We start from the raw sequence: 16,257 nt of genomic DNA on the forward strand, positions 1-16,257 counted from the left end.
CGGGGAAATAGACCATGACATCACCTTTTGTTGCAGCCGCGGTTGCGTCGCTTCTGGCCGTCGGCATCGCCGCGCCCAGCTTTGCAGAAACGCCGCCGAACATGCTGGTCATCGCGAACCGCATCGACGACATCAAGACGTTCGATCCCGCCGAAAGCTTTGAATTCGCGGGTGCGGACGTCAGCCGGAACGTCTACGAAAAGCTGGTCAATTTCGACCCGCTCGACCTTGATGCGGGCTTTCAGCCGCAACTGGCCGAAAGCTGGGAGATTTCCGAAGACGGCATGACCATCACCTTCACGATGGCCGAGGGACATACCTTTGCCTCGGGCAATCCGGTGACGGCCAAGGACGCGGAATTCTCGCTGCGCCGCGCGGTGCAGTTGAACAAAACGCCGTCCTTCATCCTGACGCAGTTCGGTTTCACGCCGGAAAATGTCGAAGAGACCATCGTGGCACCGGACGACAGCACGCTCGTTCTGACGCTCGACAAGCCCTACGCGCTGTCTTTCGTGCTCAACTGTCTGACGGCGACCATTGGCGGTATCGTGGATATGGAAACCGTGATGGCCAATGAAACCGACGGTGACATGGGCAACGCGTGGCTGCGCACGAACACCGCCGGATCCGGCCCCTACAAGGTGGTGGACTGGAAGCCGAGCGAGAGCGTACTGATGGACCTCAACCCGAACTACGCAGGTGAAACGCCCGCGATGGAGCGGGTGATCGTTCAGCACATTCAGGAAAGCGCGACGCAGCGCCTTCAACTCGAGCGTGGCGATATCGACGTCGCACGCAACCTGTCGCCCGAAGACGTGGCGGGGCTCGAAGGTGTCGACGGCGTCAAGGTGATCGACGAATTGCGCGGCCGCCTGATGTATTGGGCCGCCAACCAGAAGAACGAGATGCTCTCCGATCCGAAGGTGCTCGAGGCGCTGAAGCTGGCCACGGATTACGAAGGCATGTCAGGCTCCTTCCTCAAGGGTCAGTACACGGTGCATCAGGCCTTCCTGCCGCGCACCTTCCTTGGTGCCTTGGAAGAAACGCCGTTCAGCTATGACATGGACGCCGCTCAGGCTGCCTTGTCCGAATCCGGGTTTGCAGAGTGCGGTCCGATCAAGATCTCGGTACGCGATGCGCAGGAACGCTTGGACATTGCCCAATCGCTCCAGAACACCTGGGGCCAATTGGGATGCGACATCGAGTTGATCGTCGGCACCGGCGCGCAGACGCTCGATCGCTACCGCGCGCGTGAGCACGACATCTATCTTGGCGCGTGGGGACCGGACTATCCGGATCCGAACACTAACGCCGGGACGTTCGCCTTCAACCCCGACAACTCGGACGAGGCAGGGGCAACCGGCCTTCTGGCATGGCGCAACGCCTGGGGCATCCCCGAGATGAGCGAGAAAACCCTCGCCGCCGTGGTGGAGAACGACACCGAAGCCCGCGCAGAAATGTACCGCGAATTGCAGCGCGAGCATCAGCAGACCAGCCCCTTCGGCGTGATGTTCCAGCAGATCGAACAGAACGGGATGCGCTCCAACGTCGAAAACTTCGTCGCCGGTGGCGCGACAACGGCCGTCTCTTACTGGGTCATCACCAAGTAAATGGCGGATCAAAACGTCAACCAAACGGGCGGGCGGCTTCTGCCGCCCGTTCCCATCTGGGTCAGGAAGTCGCTGGCGACGCTCGCTACGGTCGCAGCGACCATTCTTGGCTTGCTCTTCGTGACCTTCATGATCGGTCGCGTGATGCCGATCGACCCGGTTCTGGCCGTGATCGGCGAACGGGCAACACAGGCCCAATACGATCAGACGTTCCGCGAACTTGGGTTGGATCAGCCACTGCTGGTGCAGTTCTGGATCTACGTGACGGATGTGCTGCAAGGCGACTTCGGCAAATCCATCCGCACGGGGCAGGAGGTGACGACCGATATCGCCCGCGTCTTCCCCGCAACGCTCGAACTGGCCACGCTGGGCACGCTGATCGGCGTCATTCTGGGCGTGCCGCTTGGCGTGATTGCCGCTGTCCGCCGGGGCAGCTGGATCGACCAGCTCGCGCGCTTCGTGGGCCTGATCGGGTATTCCATGCCGATCTTCTGGCTTGGTCTCGTCGGCTTGCTGGTGTTTTACGGCATCCTCGGCTGGGTGGCGGGACCGGGACGGTTGGGCATCTTCTACCAGGGCATCGTGGAGCCGATCACCGGCCTGATCCTCGTCGACAGCGCCTTGCGCGGCGAATGGGAGGTGTTCCGCAACGCCTTTTCCCACATAATCCTGCCGGCCTCCCTGCTGGGCTATTACAGCCTTGCCTATATCAGCCGCATGACGCGGTCCTTCATGCTGGAACAGCTTGGGTCCGAATACGTGACCACCGCCCGTGTGAAGGGCCTGAGCGAATGGCAGGTGGTCTGGGGCCACGCCTTCCGCAACATCCGCATCCAGTTGGTGACGGTGATCGCGCTGGCCTATGCCAACCTTCTGGAAGGCTCCGTCCTGACCGAGATCATCTTCGCGTGGCCGGGGCTTGGCCAATACATCACCACGTCGCTTCTGGCGAATGACATGAACTCGGTGCTGGGCGGGACCATTGTGATCGGCACGATCTTCGTCGGCATCAACATCTTCTCCGACCTGCTCTACCGCTTCTTCGATCCGAGGTCCAAATGAGCACAACGCAAGGGCTGCGCGACTGGCTCCTGACCGAAGAGCCGACCTCCCGCCGACAGGCGCGCTATGCCTCGTGGTACAAGGGATGGCTGACCCTGCGGTCGAACAAGCTGACGATGTTCGGGCTTTATGTGCTGGCCTTTCTCGTTCTCTGCGCGATCTTCGCGCCGGTTCTGGCGACCCACGATCCCTTCGCGCAGGACCTTGGCCAACGCTTGCTGGCACCGGGCGAAAACGGTCATTTCTTTGGCACCGACAGCCTCGGACGCGACATCTATTCCCGGCTTCTCTACGGCGCGCGGATATCCATCTACATCGTGCTTCTGGTGGTCATGGTGGCGCCCTTGGTCGGGCTGATCGTCGGCACCGTGTCGGGCTATGCCGGGGGCTGGATCGACGTGGTGCTGATGCGGATTACCGATATTTTCTTGGCGTTCCCGCGCCTGATCCTCGCGCTAGCCTTTGTCGCGGCGCTTGGGGCAGGGATCGAGAACGCGGTGCTTGCCATCTCGCTCACCGCCTGGCCGCCCTACGCAAGGATCGCGCGGGCCGAGACACTGACCATCCGCAACTCGGATTTCATCCACGCGATCAAGCTGCAAGGGGCGGGGCCCTTCCGCATCGTCACCCGGCACATCTGGCCGCTCTGTATTTCGTCGCTGGTGATCCGCGTGACGCTAGACATGGCGGGCATCATCCTGACGGCGGCGGGTCTCGGGTTCCTTGGCCTGGGCGCTCAGCCGCCCAGCCCGGAATGGGGGGCGATGATCTCGGAAGGGCGCAAATACATCCTTGACTACTGGTGGGTCGCCACGATTCCCGGCATTGCGATCTTTGCGATCAGTCTGGCCTTCAACCTGCTGGGCGACGGGATGCGCGACGTGCTCGACCCGAAAGAGGACAATTCATGACCGACGCGCCGCTACTGGATGTGGAGAACCTCTGGGTCAAGTTCCGCACCCGCACCGGTGTCTTCGACGCCGTGCGCGGCGTGTCCTTCACCCTCGGCAAGGAACGCCTCGGCATCGTCGGCGAAAGCGGGTCGGGCAAATCCATGACCGGTCGCGCGATCCTGCGGCTGATCCGCCCGCCGGGATTTATCGAGGCCGACAAGCTCGAACTGAAGGGCGAGGACATTTTAAACGCCCCCGAAAAGCGGATGCGCCAACTGCGCGGCGGGCGGGTGTCGATGATCATGCAGGATCCGAAGTTTTCGCTGAACCCGGTGATGACCGTCGGCCAGCAACTGGTCGAGGCCCTCCGCGCCCACGAAAAGGTGTCCCGAAGCGAGGCCCGGCAACGCGCGCTTGAGGTGTTGGACGAAGTGGCGATCCGCGATGTGGACCGCGTCTATGACCTCTATCCGCATGAGGTGTCCGGCGGCATGGGCCAGCGCATCATGATCGCCATGATGCTCCTGCCGAATCCCGAGATCCTGATCGCGGACGAGCCGACCTCGGCGCTGGATGTATCGGTGCAGCTTCAGGTGCTGGACATCATCGACAAGCTGGTGAGTGACCGCGGGATGGGTCTCATGTTCATCAGCCACGACCTGAACCTTGTGGCCAAGTTCTGCGACCGCATCGTCATCATGTATGCTGGCCGCATCGTCGAGACCTGCAAGGCATCCGAGCTGCGCAACGCCAGCCACCCCTATACGCTGGGGCTGCTGAATTCCGTTCCCGATCTGGAACACCCGCGCGACAGGCTCGAGGTGCTTAAACGCGACCCCGCCTGGCGCGAAGCTCCGTCCGTGAGCGCCCGCCAATGAGCGCCATCACGATCAAGGACCTGACCGTCTGGTTCGGCACGGGCGCCGAGCGCAATGATGCCGTGAAAGACGTGAGCTTCGACGTGGCCGATGGCGAAAGCTTTGGCCTTGTGGGCGAAAGCGGATCGGGCAAATCCACCATCTTGCGCGCCATCGCTGGGCTCGTCCCCACGTGGTCGGGCGAAATGACCGTCGCGGGCGAAACCCTTGGCCCCAAACGCAGCAAAGCGTTTTACAGCAAGGTCCAGATGGTGTTCCAGGACCCCTACGCCTCGCTCCATCCGCGTCAGACGGTGGATCGAGTGCTGTCCGAAGCGATGCGCCTGCACGGCGTTGAGAACATCGACAGCCGCATCGGCACGTTGCTGGATGACGTGGGCCTCGGGCCCGGCTTTCGCTTCCGCTATCCGCACCAACTGTCCGGAGGCCAACGCCAACGCGTTGCCATCGCCCGTGCCCTGGCCTGCGATCCGTCGATCCTGCTGCTGGACGAACCGACCTCCGCGCTGGACGTGTCGGTGCAGGCGGAAATTTTGAACCTGCTGGTCGACCTTCGGCACGAGCACAAGCTGACCTACATCATGGTCTCGCATGATCTGGGCGTCGTGGGGCATCTGTGCGAACGGATCGGCGTGATGAAGGACGGCCGTTTCGAAGAGGTGCTGACCGTCGAGGACATGCGCGCTTTCAAGGCCACGTCGCCGTACACCCGCCATCTGCTGGAAAGCTCGATCAACTCGATCCGCTAGGCCATTGGACGCGGGAGCAGCTTTCCAATCCGACGCTGCGGGGGGGGGGGCGATCGCGCGTCAGTATCTGTCAGGAAATAATGGCGGAGAGACAGGGATTCGAACCCTGGGTGGACTTGCGCCCACAACGGTTTTCGAGACCGCCCCGTTCGACCACTCCGGCACCTCTCCGCGGGGGTCACGGAGGGGCGTTTAGCTTTTGCGTCTGACCTGTGCAACCTCTATTTCGCGGCGGCGGCAAAACACCGGTCGAACCAGCGGCGGGTTGGAATTGTCCTGTCCGCGGCATAGGTATGCAGCAAGCAAACGAGGAGTTCCGAAATGATCCGCACGATGATGGCAACGGCAGCGACCGGGATTGCTGTGCTTTCGTGGTCGGTATCGGCCTGGGCCACCCCCGCCAACGATCTGCTCAACGCGCTTGGCGTGCCCGAGATCGTTGAGATCATGCGGGACGAGGGCATGGAATACGGTGATACACTTGCCGCCGACATGCTGCCCGGAGGCGCCACGGGCGGTTGGAACGCGACCGTTGAACGGATCTACGACGAAGAGCGGATGCTCGCGACCGTCCGCGAGGTTTTCACGGAACAGCTTGGCGATGCCGACACCGACCCGCTGCTCGAATTCTTCACGTCCGAGACCGGCCAGCAAATCGTGAGCCTCGAACTCAGCGCGCGGAGCGCGATGCGCGACGAAGAGATCGAGGAAGCCGCCCGTGCCGCCTTTCGGGATCTCGAAGGCACCGACTCGGAAGAGCTCGAAGCGATTTCCGATTTTGTGGACACCAATGATCTGGTTGAAGCGAATCTCGTTGGCTCGCTGAACGCCAACTATATGTTCTATCTCGGGCTCGTCGATGGTGGTGCGCTTCAGATGAGCGAGGCCGACATTCTGACCGAAGTCTGGGGGTCCGAAGAGGAAACCCGCGCCGACACACGCGAATGGGTCTATGCCTTTCTTCTGATGGCGTACCGGCCTCTCGAAGACGGGGTGGTCGACGATTACACGGAATTGTCGCGCACTGACCCGGGTCGGGCCCTGAACCGGGCGCTTTTTGCGGGCTTCAACAAGATGTATGACGATATTTCCTACGCGCTTGGGCTGGCGGTTGCGCGGCAGATGCAGGTGCAGGAGCTTTAGGCGGCAAAGCCCGTTGACAAACCCGGCTCACCGCAGCATAAGCCGCGCACATGAAAGACGGGGCTTCGGTCCCGCCTTTTGTTTTTGATGACAATGACGCCCTGACCGGGGCGCGCTGTTCGAGGCGGGGACACTCCCCAGCAACACCGGCAGGGCCGGGGCCACAGAACGCGGGTGACAAAGGAAAAGACAGATGTTCGCGGTCATGAAAACCGGCGGCAAGCAGTACAAGGTCCAATCGGGCGATACACTGCGCGTCGAAAAGCTGGCAGCCGATGCAGGCGAGAAAGTCCAGTTCAACGAAATTCTGATGCTGGGTGGCGACAAGGTCGTCGTGGGCGCACCTCTGGTGGATGGCGCTGCCGTTCAGGCCGAGGTTGTCGACCAGATCAAGGGCGAGAAGGTAATCAACTTCGTCAAGCGCCGCCGCAAGCACAGCTCGAAGCGGACCAAAGGCCACCGCCAGCAGCTCACGCTTCTGCGTGTGACCGATATCCTCGATTCGGGTGCGGACAAGTCCGGTGTGAAAGCCGCAGTCGGCGCAGGTACGCTGCCGCGCGGTCTCGGTGAAGACAAGTACACGACCAATCGCGCCGAACAGTCCGATATGAAGGCCCGCGTCGCGAATGACGAAGCCAAGGCAAAGCCGGCCAAGAAGGCAGGTGTCGCCAAGGGCGCGGCCGACGATCTCAAGCAGCTTTCGGGTGTTGGCCCGGCGCTCGAGAAGAAGCTGCACGAAGCGGGGATCACATCCTTCGCCCAGATCGCAGCATGGACAGATGCAGACGTCGAAGAATTCGGCGAAAAGCTGTCGTTCAAGGGCCGGATCGAGCGTGAAGGCTGGATCGAACAGGCCAAAGAACTGGCATCGAAGTAAGGAGACCTGACCAATGGCACATAAAAAAGCAGGCGGTTCATCCCGCAACGGTCGCGACTCTGCCGGACGCCGCCTTGGCGTCAAACTCTACGGTGGCCAGTCCGCGATTCCCGGCAACATCATCGTGCGTCAGCGCGGCACCAAGTTCTGGCCGGGCGAAGGCGTGGGCATGGGCAAGGATCACACGATCTTTGCAACCGTCGATGGCGCCGTGACCTTCCACAAAGGCCTCAAGGGCCGCACCTTTATTTCGGTCCTGCCAGCGGCGGAGGCCGCCGAGTAAGCCGACCTTAAGGTTTGACAAATCAAAAGGGGATCGGCGACATCGCCGGTCCCCTTTGCCGTTTCCGCGAGGGCGGCCCCGGTATCTGCGTTGAGGAGAGAGCAGATGATCCAAGACAAACCCGTTGCAGACCAACCTGTCGTCACGTCCGACCGGTTCATCCTGCGCCCGTTGCGGGCCTCCGATGCGGGGCTTATCACGCATTACGCAAGCGAAAAGCGTGTGGCCGAGATGACATCGCACCTGCCGCATCCCTATCCTCCGGGTGCCGCCGAAGCCTTCATCGACCGGATGAGCGTGCCGGACCGGACCGAGGATGCCTGGGCGATCGACGGCACGTCCTCGGACGCGCCCGAACTGATGGGACTGATTTCGCTCACGCGGATGGATCGCAACCAGTCCGAAGTGGGCTATTGGGTCGCTCCGCCGTTCTGGAACACAGGCCTCGCATCCGAAGCGGTGCATGCGCTCGTTCTGGCGAACCCGCTCGGTAATCGCACGATGTTCGCGAGCGTGTTTCAAGACAACCCGGCCTCGGCCCGCGTCCTGACGCATTGCGGCTTCGAATATATCGGCGATGCGGAATCCTTCTCCGTCGCCCGAAACACAACGGTCAAAACCTGGACCTATCTCAAACGTATGGGCTGACGCGCGGCTGCAAACCGGATAGACCGCGCGTGGGCTCGATCAAAGGCTAACACATGAAGTTCCTCGACCTCTGCAAAGTCTATATCCGCTCCGGATCCGGTGGGAATGGCTGCATCAGCTTTCGCCGCGAGAAATACATCGAATTTGGCGGCCCCGATGGCGGCGACGGCGGGCGTGGCGGCGACGTCTGGGCCGAAGCCGTGGACGGGCTGAACACGCTGATCGATTTCCGCTACCAGCAGCATTTCTTTGCCGACAATGGCCGCCCCGGCGCAGGCCGCCAGCGGACCGGTGCGGACGGCGACGACATCGTGCTGCGTGTGCCGGTGGGTACCGAGATCCTCGACGAAGACGAAGAAACCGTCCTGGCCGACATGACCGAGCTTGGACAGCGCGTGCTGTTGGCCAAGGGTGGCAATGGCGGGTGGGGCAACGTACATTTCAAGACCTCAACCAACCAGGCCCCGCGCCGGTCCAATCCGGGGCAAGAGGGCGTGGAGCGCACGATCTGGCTGCGCCTGAAGCTGATCGCGGATGTGGGGCTGCTGGGTCTGCCGAACGCCGGCAAATCCACCTTTCTGGCGGCAACCTCCAACGCTCGGCCCAAGGTCGCGGATTATCCGTTTACCACGCTGCACCCAAACCTCGGTGTTGTCGGCGTCGATGACGCGGAATTCGTTGTGGCCGACATCCCCGGTCTGATCGAAGGCGCCCATGAGGGGCGGGGACTCGGCGACCTATTCCTCGGTCATGTCGAACGCTGTGCGGCGCTCTTGCACTTGATCGACGGCACGTCCGGCACGCTGCTCGAGGATTACCAGACGATCATCGACGAGATCGAAGCCTACGGAGCCGGGCTGGCAGACAAGCCGCGTGTGACCGCGCTCAACAAGATCGACGCGCTCGATGAAGAAGAACGCGTGTTCCTCAAGGAAGAATTGGAACGCAAGGCGGGGCATGAGGTGATGCTCATGTCCGGCGTGTCGAAAGAGGGCCTCACGGACGTGCTGCGCGCGTTGCGGAAACACGTGCGCACCACTCGGAAGCGCGAACAGGCAAGCGACGAGGTCGAACCGTGGCAGCCCTAGGCGATGCGCGCCGATTGGTCGTCAAGATCGGATCGGCGCTGCTGGTCGACAAGATCAAAGGCACCCTGCGCCGCGACTGGCTGATCTCGCTGGCCGAGGACGTGGCCCGGATCAAGGCGCGCGGCACCGATGTGATCTTGGTGTCGTCAGGTTCCATCGCGCTTGGGCGCGGCGTGCTGAAACTGCCGCCTACGGTCCTGCCGCTGGAACAGTCCCAGGCCGCAGCCGCCGTCGGTCAAATCCGCCTCGCCCGCGCCTATGAAGAGGCGCTCGATCCTCACGGCCTGACCACCGCGCAGGTGCTGGTCACGCTCGAAGACAGCGCCGACCGCCGCCGCTATCTCAACAGCCGCGCCACGTTGGAAACGCTGATCGGATTTGGCGTCATTCCCATCGTGAACGAAAACGATACCGTTGCCACGGATGAAATCCGCTATGGCGACAATGACCGCCTTGCGGCGCAAGTCGCTGCCACCGTCGGTGCGGACCAGTTGATCCTGCTATCGGATGTGGACGGGTTTTACAGCGCAAACCCCATGCAAGACCCGACCGCCAGGCATTTTCCGATCGTCGACGCCATCACCCCGGAGATAGAGGCGATGGCGGGCGACGCGGGCTCCGGCCTTTCCAAAGGTGGCATGAAGACCAAGCTGATGGCGGCCAAAACCGCCACTGCGTCGGGCTGCGCCATGGCAATCACGGAAGGCTCACGCCTGCACCCGCTCAAGGCGTTGGAGGAGGGCGCGCGCGCCACGTGGTTCACCCCGCAGCTTGACCCGCACGCGGCCCGCAAACGCTGGATTCTCGCCATGAAACCGCAGGGTGCCCTGACAGTCGATGACGGTGCCGCACGGGCGCTTGAGCGGGGAACGTCGCTACTGCCCCCCGGCATCGTGGCGGTGTCGGGCAAATTCGGTCGCGGCGATCCGGTGACGATCAAGGACGCGCAGGGTCGCGAGCTGGGCATGGGCCTCAGCCGCTACACCGCAACCGAGGCGCAGGCGATCAAGGGCCACAATTCAGCCGAGATCGAGGAAATTCTGGGCTATCCAGGCCGCGCCGTGGTAATACACCGCGACGACATGGCGATCTGATCGGCTTCTTCTCTTTCCAAATAAGCATATCCGACCTCTGCAAGGGCGACACCGATGAAAGACCTCACAGACATCCCCGCACTCATGCACGACATCGGCGCGCGCGCCAAAGCTGCCGCGCGTGAACTGGCCCACGCCTCGGCAGAGCGCAAACACGCCGCTCTCATCGGCGCGGCAGACGCGGTCTGGAAAAATCGGGCTGCCATTATCGAGGCCAACGCCAAGGATCTGGACTACGGCCGCGACAAGGGGCTCTCGGACGCAATGATGGACAGGCTGATGCTGAACGAAGATCGCATTCGCGGCATCGTGGACGGCCTGCGCGCCGTCGCCGAACAGAACGATCCGGTTGGTGCCGTGATGGCCGAATGGGATCAACCGTCCGGACTGCACATCAAACGCGTGCGCACGCCGTTGGGCGTCGTGGGCGTGATCTACGAATCCCGCCCCAACGTGACGGCGGACGCGGGCGCGCTCTGCCTCAAGGCCGGAAATGCGGTGATCCTGCGGGGCGGGTCCGAAAGCTTCCATTCCTCCACCGCAATTCACGACTGCCTTGTCGATGGCCTGCGCAAGGCCGGTCTGCCCGAGGACGCGATCCAGCTTGTCCCCACACGCGACCGCGCCGCGGTGAGCGAGATGCTCACCATGACGGATTTCATCGACGTGATCGTGCCCCGGGGCGGCAAGGGGCTGGTTGGTCTTGTGCAGCGCGAGGCGCGTGTGCCGGTCTTTGCCCATCTCGAAGGCATCGTTCATATCTATGTCGACAAGGACGCCGATCCTGTGAAAGCGCTGAACGTGATCCTGAACGCCAAGACCCGGCGCACCGGCATCTGCGGTGCGGTAGAGTGCCTGCTGATCCACAAGGATGTGGTGGACACGATCGGGCAGGGTGTCATCAAGGCGCTTCTGGACGCCGGTGTCGAGGTGCGTGCCGACGAGACGCTTCGCACCATCGAAGGCACGGTCGCGGCCAGTGACGCCGATTGGGGCTGCGAATACCTCGACAGCATCGTGGCGGCACGGGTGGTCGATGATCTGGACGCGGCGATTGCCCATATCAACCGTTACAGCTCGAACCACACCGATTGCATCTTGACCGAAGACGACGCGGCAGCCGACAGGTTCTTCGAACGCATCGACAGTGCTATCCTGATGCGCAACGCCTCGACCCAGTTTGCCGATGGCGGAGAGTTTGGCATGGGCGCCGAGATCGGCATCGCCACAGGCAAGATGCACGCACGCGGGCCGGTCGGGGCAGAACAGTTGACCAGCTTCAAATACATCGTGGTTGGCGACGGCGCGACGCGTGGCTGAGGGGTTGTGGTCGGACTATCGGACTGTTACCTGACAGAGGCTAATCCGATACTTTTACTCGGAAAACTCGTGAGGCAGCAGTGACCGGCACCCATCCCCGGCTGGAAATCCGCAACATCGTGCGCGACTACGACGGTAAGCGCGTGGTGGATGACGTGTCGCTGGCGATCCAGCCGGGTGACGTGACCTGCCTTCTGGGGCCGTCCGGCTGCGGCAAATCCACGACGCTGCGGATCATCGCCGGGGTCGATATGCAGACCAGCGGCACGATCCATGTCGATGGCAAGCTGATCTGCGACACGGTCTATCGCGTGCCGCCCGAGCGCCGGTCGATCGGCCTGATTTTCCAGGATTTCGCGCTTTTTCCGCATCTGACCATCGGCGACAACGTGGGGTTCGGCCTGACAGGGTCGCGCAAGGACAAGCTGCCCCGTGTCGGGGAACTGCTCGAACGGGTGGGGCTGTCGCATTACATCAACGAATACCCGCATCAGCTTTCGGGCGGCGAACAGCAACGTGTGGCGCTGGCCCGCGCGATTGCGCCGCGCCCGCGCATCATGCTCATGGACGAGCCATTTTCCGGCCTCGACAACCGTTTGCGCGATGGCATCCGCGACGAAACGCTGGCACTTTTGAAGGACGAGGGCACATCGGTCCTGTTGGTCACGCACGAACCCGAAGAGGCGATGCGCATGGCGGATGAGATCGCGCTGATGCGCGACGGCAAGATCGTGCAGCGCGGTGCGCCCTACAACATCTACAACGCGCCCGCAGACAAGGCGGCGGTGGCGTTCTTTTCCGACATCAACCTGATCACGGGAACGGTGCGCGGTGCGCTCACGGATACGCCGTTCGGACAGTTTCTCGTGCCGGGTGTGCCCGATGGCGGCAAGGTGGAGATCGTGTTTCGTCCGCAGCATGTCGGCATCGACTTCGACCGCCACGGGCGCGGCCCCAATCCAACGCCGCTTGCGGGGGCGCCGGCGCGTGCGGTGGTCGAACGCGCGCGGTTCATGGGGTCGGAAAGCCTGGTCGAGTTTCGCATGGACCATGACCAAAGTCTGATCCGGGCCACGGTGCCGAACGTATTTCTGCCCAAGCCGGGAACCGTGATGTGGCTGACCGTGCGGCGCGACCGCTGTTTCATGTTCCGCAAGGACAGCGGATCGGTGATCACGACCTAGCCGGTGTCGTCTTCGTCCTCGGGCGTTTCAAGCGTGATTTCACCGCTGTCCGCCAGATCCCGTATGACCCGGACAACCGCGTTCATCGCACCCTCTGCGTCTTTGGGTTTGATCGTTCCCAGCTCTTCACTTGCCTCGCGAAGAGCATCCGCCATCCGTTTGGAAATATTGGACAAGATGAAATCGACACTTGCCTTGTCCTCGTCCGATACAGCCCCCGCGATGACCTGTGCGAGCGTGTCCTGATCGAGATCACGGGTCAGTTTCGGCACGTCGATGGCATTCATCCTGTCGGGGATATGCGCGAACGTGAAGATGGATTTGCGCACCGCCTCGGCGAAGCCCTTGTCGTCTTCGTCAAGTCCGGTCAGCAACTCATCGCGGGTTGCGGCACGCGAGAAGTTCAGGATCGCGCCGACCCGTTCCGACGGCTGTGCGCGGAAGGCCTTGGCGGGTTCCGCATCCAACTGGCTGGCGAGGCTGAGGCCGATGCGATCGACGGCGTCGGGGGTGACGGCATCGGTCATGGACATCGCATAGGTGATGCGACGCGCGAGATCGCCGGGAAGGCTGCTGAGCAGGTCGGCGGCCTTTGACACATCGAGCTTGGACACCATGACCGCGGCCACCTGAACGGATTCGGATTTCACGAAGTCCTGCAACCGTGCATTTGGAAGCTCCGCAATACGTTTCCAGGGATCGCCGATCTGGCGCACCCCAGCCTCTTTCCGCAGTCGGATGGCGGTTTGCGTGCTGATCTTGCCATCGAGCGCAGAGAGCGCCCCGGCAATGTCGCCGGGGAAGGAAAGGCCAATGGAATCAAGCTCTTCGGCGAATTCAGTGATGACTGCATTCATCGTCTGGCGGTCGATATAGCGCATCTCGCCGAGAAGCTGCGTCAACTGCATCTGCAAATCCTCGGGCAGCGCGGTGAGCGGCACATCGGCCCCTTCCTTGAGAATGAATTGCACCACGATCGCCGCCTTGGCCCGGCGCGACAGGCGTGCGACCTGATCGGAAGGGGCGCTGCCCGTGGGCACACGTGAAAGAGTGGTCAACTGCGTCATCACCGATCCCTTGTCCTGTTGGGATCGGAATAGGTGTTCAAAGTTAAGAAAGCGTCATCAGGCGCGGTGTGTCCTGCGCGGTCCGCGCGCTTTTTCCTGACGTGAACCGTACGGACCGTACGCCCGAACGGTACGGAACACGGATAAAAAAAAGACGGCCGGAGAGGCCGTCTTCAGAACGTTCGATTTTTGTGTCGTTCAGCCGCTGACAACTTTGCAGCTGTTGGTGTCCGCGTCATAGACGGTGCCTGCGGCGCAGGTCATCTTCGCCTCTTCGTGACCCCACTGGCAGGCCGCGAAGCTGGATGTTGCAGTTGCCAGCGTCAGGGCGGCGGTGGTCAGAAGTGTCTTGATGGTCATCAGTCGTTCTCCTGTTTTGCGTGACGTAACGGTAGCACGCCTCGGGAGTTTGGCAAAACCTATCTGCGGGTTGGGTCGAGACGCGTGTAGGTCGTGACCATATCATAGGCTTTGCGCGGCCCGGTCACGGTCCACCTGCTGGTCCAGATGGGCCATGCGTCAAAATCATAGGTCACGGCGTAGGTGTCGGGATCGCACCAGTGCTGTGCCTCGGGGCTGTCCGGAGCCACGCTGTGAAAGAAGCGGCCATCGTCGAAGTAGATATCAAAGCCATCGCGACTTGCTCTCCAGTGGTAACGGCGTTCGGCATGGAAGGGCGGCTGACCGGGAAGGCGGAGCTGCCCGGTTTCGAGATAGGCCAACCCGGCGTCGTCCGGCGTGAAGGCGGCTATCCCCGTGAAATGTGCGGGCGCTCCGGACCGGTGATCGGTGATCTCGCGCGCAAGCTGCCAGCGGCCCGTGAAATCCTGCAAGGTGACGCGGTGCGTTGTGGTCACGGCTCAGGGCTTTCGGTGGCGCACCGGGCTGTCAGGGCAAAGCGTCTCATTCAGGGCGGCCTCTCTTGTCGCTTTGAAGCGGGCAGTCTAGGAGTGCGCGTGAATTCCGCAAGCCGATGAAAGGATCGCACACATGATCCCCCGCTACTCCCGCCCCGAGATGGTGTCCATCTGGGACCCCGCCACCAAGTTCCGCATCTGGTACGAGATCGAGGCCCATGCCTGTGACGCGATGGCCGATCTGGGCGTGATCCCGCGCGAAAACGCAGATGCGGTGTGGAAGGCCAAGGACGTGGAGTTCGACGTGGCCCGGATCGACGAGATCGAGGCGGTGACGAAGCACGACGTGATCGCGTTCCTGACCCATCTGGCCGAGCATGTGGGCGCGGACGAGGCGCGCTTCGTGCATCAGGGCATGACGTCTTCCGATGTTCTGGACACCTGTTTCAATGTCCAACTCGTGCGCGCCGCCGATATCCTGATCGCCGATCTGGAGGGGCTTCTGGCCGCGCTCAAGCGCCGCGCTTTCGAGCATAAGGACACGGTGCGCATCGGGCGCAGCCACGGTATCCACGCCGAACCCACGACAATGGGCCTGACCTTCGCGCGATTTTACGCCGAGATGGACCGCAATCTGAGCCGCATGCGCGATGCGCGCACCGAAGTGGCGACGGGGGCCATTTCGGGTGCCGTCGGCACCTTCGCCAATGTCGATCCGGCTGTGGAAGAGCATGTCTGCGAGAAGCTGGGCCTCGTGCCCGAACCGATCAGCACGCAGGTCATCCCGCGCGACCGCCACGCGGCCTTCTTTGCCACGCTCGGCGTGATCGCGTCGTCGGTGGAAAACATCGCCATCGAGATCCGCCATATGCAGCGGACCGAAGTGCTGGAAGGGGCGGAGTTCTTCTCGATGGGGCAAAAGGGTTCGTCGGCCATGCCGCACAAGAAGAACCCGGTTCTGACCGAGAACCTGACGGGGCTTGCCCGCATGGTGCGCTCGGCCGTGATCCCGGCGATGGAGAACGTGGCGCTTTGGCACGAACGCGACATCTCGCACAGCTCGGTCGAGCGGATGATCGGTCCGGATGCCACGATCACGCTGGATTTCGCGCTGGCGCGTCTGACGGGTGTGATCGACAAGATGCTGATCTTCCCCGAGAACATGCTGGAAAACATGAACAAGTTTCCGGGCCTCGTGATGAGCCAGCGGGTGCTTCTGGCCCTGACTCAAGCTGGGGTCAGCCGCGAAGACGCCTATACCTACGTGCAGCGCAACGCGCTGAAGGTCTGGGAGCACCGGACCGATTTCAAGACCGAGCTGCTGAACGATCCGGACGTGGTCAAGGCGCTCAGCCCCGAGGAGATCGAGGAGAAATTTGATCTGGGCTATCACACGAAACACGTGGACACGATTTTCAAGCGCGTGTTTGGGGAGTAAGCCTGCTTTCGCGGGCTTGCAGCTTTTTCGAAAGAGCTGGCCAAGGCTCTTCGAAGAGCCTTGGCG

The 16,257-nt window shown here is 62.3% G+C and carries 17 protein-coding genes and 1 tRNA gene; 14 read left to right on the forward strand and 4 right to left on the reverse strand.

Going from position 1 to position 16,257, the window contains the following annotated elements; genetic code table 11:
- Nucleotides 1-14 precede the first annotated feature (14 nt).
- The 5 genes from Q1B16_RS06540 to Q1B16_RS06560 are packed head-to-tail and all read left to right on the forward strand — an operon-like array spanning nt 15 to nt 5,192.
- Nucleotides 15-1,610 carry an ABC transporter substrate-binding protein gene (locus Q1B16_RS06540; RefSeq protein ID WP_299785699.1) on the forward strand — a complete coding sequence of 532 codons (1,596 nt, stop codon included), beginning with the start codon at nt 15-17 and terminating at the stop codon, nt 1,608-1,610.
- Entirely contained in the window at nt 1,611-2,672 is a 1,062-nt protein-coding gene (locus Q1B16_RS06545) for an ABC transporter permease (RefSeq protein WP_299785701.1), read from the forward strand.
- Nucleotides 2,669-3,583, forward strand: a complete 915-nt coding sequence (locus tag Q1B16_RS06550; protein WP_299785704.1) for an ABC transporter permease — start codon at nt 2,669-2,671, stop codon at nt 3,581-3,583. The genes Q1B16_RS06545 and Q1B16_RS06550 overlap by 4 nt, the downstream gene beginning before the upstream one ends.
- A complete protein-coding gene (locus tag Q1B16_RS06555; RefSeq protein WP_299785706.1) occupies nt 3,580-4,443 on the forward strand; it encodes an ABC transporter ATP-binding protein in 864 nt (287 codons plus the stop codon). The genes Q1B16_RS06550 and Q1B16_RS06555 overlap by 4 nt, the downstream gene beginning before the upstream one ends.
- Nucleotides 4,440-5,192 (forward strand): ABC transporter ATP-binding protein, encoded by a 753-nt coding sequence (locus Q1B16_RS06560; RefSeq protein ID WP_299785708.1) that lies wholly within the window; start codon nt 4,440-4,442, stop codon nt 5,190-5,192. The genes Q1B16_RS06555 and Q1B16_RS06560 overlap by 4 nt, the downstream gene beginning before the upstream one ends.
- Nucleotides 5,193-5,273: 81 nt before the next feature.
- Here the strand turns inward: Q1B16_RS06560 and Q1B16_RS06565 are convergent.
- A tRNA-Ser gene (locus Q1B16_RS06565) sits at nt 5,274-5,363 on the reverse strand.
- Nucleotides 5,364-5,513: 150 nt separating this feature from the next.
- Here Q1B16_RS06565 and Q1B16_RS06570 point away from each other — a divergent pair.
- The 8 genes from Q1B16_RS06570 to Q1B16_RS06605 all read left to right on the forward strand — a co-directional run bounded on the left by Q1B16_RS06570 (nt 5,514) and on the right by Q1B16_RS06605 (nt 12,829).
- Nucleotides 5,514-6,335, forward strand: coding sequence for a DUF2059 domain-containing protein (locus Q1B16_RS06570; RefSeq protein WP_299785710.1), 822 nt, complete (start codon nt 5,514-5,516; stop codon nt 6,333-6,335).
- Between the two features lie 193 nt (nt 6,336-6,528).
- Complete coding sequence (locus Q1B16_RS06575; RefSeq protein WP_299785712.1) at nt 6,529-7,212, forward strand: 50S ribosomal protein L21; 684 nt, start codon at nt 6,529-6,531, stop codon at nt 7,210-7,212.
- Nucleotides 7,213-7,225: 13 nt separating this feature from the next.
- Nucleotides 7,226-7,495: a 50S ribosomal protein L27 gene (gene rpmA / locus Q1B16_RS06580; RefSeq protein WP_299785714.1), complete on the forward strand. Its 270-nt coding sequence runs from the start codon at nt 7,226-7,228 to the stop codon at nt 7,493-7,495.
- Between the two features lie 105 nt (nt 7,496-7,600).
- The gene (locus Q1B16_RS06585; RefSeq protein WP_299785716.1) at nt 7,601-8,143 is read left to right on the forward strand and encodes a GNAT family N-acetyltransferase; all 543 of its coding nucleotides are present in this window, start codon (nt 7,601-7,603) and stop codon (nt 8,141-8,143) included.
- A 53-nt stretch (nt 8,144-8,196) separates the two neighbouring features.
- Nucleotides 8,197-9,231: a GTPase ObgE gene (gene obgE / locus Q1B16_RS06590; protein WP_299785718.1), complete on the forward strand. Its 1,035-nt coding sequence runs from the start codon at nt 8,197-8,199 to the stop codon at nt 9,229-9,231.
- Nucleotides 9,219-10,325, forward strand: coding sequence for a glutamate 5-kinase (proB, locus tag Q1B16_RS06595; protein WP_299785720.1), 1,107 nt, complete (start codon nt 9,219-9,221; stop codon nt 10,323-10,325). The genes obgE and proB overlap by 13 nt, the downstream gene beginning before the upstream one ends.
- A 54-nt stretch (nt 10,326-10,379) precedes the next feature.
- Nucleotides 10,380-11,645 carry a glutamate-5-semialdehyde dehydrogenase gene (locus tag Q1B16_RS06600; RefSeq protein WP_299785722.1) on the forward strand — a complete coding sequence of 422 codons (1,266 nt, stop codon included), beginning with the start codon at nt 10,380-10,382 and terminating at the stop codon, nt 11,643-11,645.
- Between the two features lie 80 nt (nt 11,646-11,725).
- Nucleotides 11,726-12,829: an ABC transporter ATP-binding protein gene (locus Q1B16_RS06605; protein WP_299785724.1), complete on the forward strand. Its 1,104-nt coding sequence runs from the start codon at nt 11,726-11,728 to the stop codon at nt 12,827-12,829.
- On the opposite strand, the gene Q1B16_RS06610 is transcribed toward Q1B16_RS06605, so the two are convergent.
- From Q1B16_RS06610 to Q1B16_RS06620, 3 genes are all read right to left on the reverse strand, one after another.
- Nucleotides 12,826-13,896: a FliG C-terminal domain-containing protein gene (locus tag Q1B16_RS06610; protein ID WP_299785726.1), complete on the reverse strand. Its 1,071-nt coding sequence runs from the start codon at nt 13,894-13,896 to the stop codon at nt 12,826-12,828. The genes Q1B16_RS06605 and Q1B16_RS06610 overlap by 4 nt on opposite strands.
- A 198-nt stretch (nt 13,897-14,094) precedes the next feature.
- On the reverse strand, nt 14,095-14,256 hold the full coding sequence (locus Q1B16_RS06615; RefSeq protein WP_299785728.1) for a carbohydrate-binding module family 14 protein: 162 nt from the start codon (nt 14,254-14,256) through the stop codon (nt 14,095-14,097).
- Nucleotides 14,257-14,315: 59 nt separating this feature from the next.
- Nucleotides 14,316-14,753 carry a DUF6314 family protein gene (locus tag Q1B16_RS06620; protein WP_299785730.1) on the reverse strand — a complete coding sequence of 146 codons (438 nt, stop codon included), beginning with the start codon at nt 14,751-14,753 and terminating at the stop codon, nt 14,316-14,318.
- A 133-nt stretch (nt 14,754-14,886) separates the two neighbouring features.
- Between Q1B16_RS06620 and purB the strand changes: the two genes are divergently transcribed.
- Nucleotides 14,887-16,191, forward strand: a complete 1,305-nt coding sequence (gene purB, locus Q1B16_RS06625; RefSeq protein WP_299785732.1) for an adenylosuccinate lyase — start codon at nt 14,887-14,889, stop codon at nt 16,189-16,191.
- Nucleotides 16,192-16,257: the final 66 nt, after the last annotated feature.

The organism is uncultured Marivita sp., assembly GCF_947488135.1.
Lineage (GTDB): Bacteria > Pseudomonadota > Alphaproteobacteria > Rhodobacterales > Rhodobacteraceae > Marivita.

Bases quoted from the DNA above. Each gene is read 5' to 3' on its own strand.
- Q1B16_RS06545 (WP_299785701.1), top strand. From the start codon at position 1,611: ATGGCGGATCAAAACGTCAACCAAACGGGCGGGCGGCTTCTGCCGCCC.
- Q1B16_RS06540 (WP_299785699.1), top strand. From the start codon at position 15: ATGACATCACCTTTTGTTGCAGCCGCGGTTGCGTCGCTTCTGGCCGTC.
- Q1B16_RS06610 (WP_299785726.1), bottom strand. From the start codon at position 13,896: ATGACGCAGTTGACCACTCTTTCACGTGTGCCCACGGGCAGCGCCCCT.
- Q1B16_RS06575 (WP_299785712.1), top strand. From the start codon at position 6,529: ATGTTCGCGGTCATGAAAACCGGCGGCAAGCAGTACAAGGTCCAATCG.
- rpmA (WP_299785714.1), top strand. From the start codon at position 7,226: ATGGCACATAAAAAAGCAGGCGGTTCATCCCGCAACGGTCGCGACTCT.
- Q1B16_RS06560 (WP_299785708.1), top strand. From the start codon at position 4,440: ATGAGCGCCATCACGATCAAGGACCTGACCGTCTGGTTCGGCACGGGC.
- Q1B16_RS06555 (WP_299785706.1), top strand. From the start codon at position 3,580: ATGACCGACGCGCCGCTACTGGATGTGGAGAACCTCTGGGTCAAGTTC.
- Q1B16_RS06615 (WP_299785728.1), bottom strand. From the start codon at position 14,256: ATGACCATCAAGACACTTCTGACCACCGCCGCCCTGACGCTGGCAACT.
- Q1B16_RS06550 (WP_299785704.1), top strand. From the start codon at position 2,669: ATGAGCACAACGCAAGGGCTGCGCGACTGGCTCCTGACCGAAGAGCCG.
- Q1B16_RS06585 (WP_299785716.1), top strand. From the start codon at position 7,601: ATGATCCAAGACAAACCCGTTGCAGACCAACCTGTCGTCACGTCCGAC.
- obgE (WP_299785718.1), top strand. From the start codon at position 8,197: ATGAAGTTCCTCGACCTCTGCAAAGTCTATATCCGCTCCGGATCCGGT.
- Q1B16_RS06570 (WP_299785710.1), top strand. From the start codon at position 5,514: ATGATCCGCACGATGATGGCAACGGCAGCGACCGGGATTGCTGTGCTT.
- Q1B16_RS06600 (WP_299785722.1), top strand. From the start codon at position 10,380: ATGAAAGACCTCACAGACATCCCCGCACTCATGCACGACATCGGCGCG.
- purB (WP_299785732.1), top strand. From the start codon at position 14,887: ATGATCCCCCGCTACTCCCGCCCCGAGATGGTGTCCATCTGGGACCCC.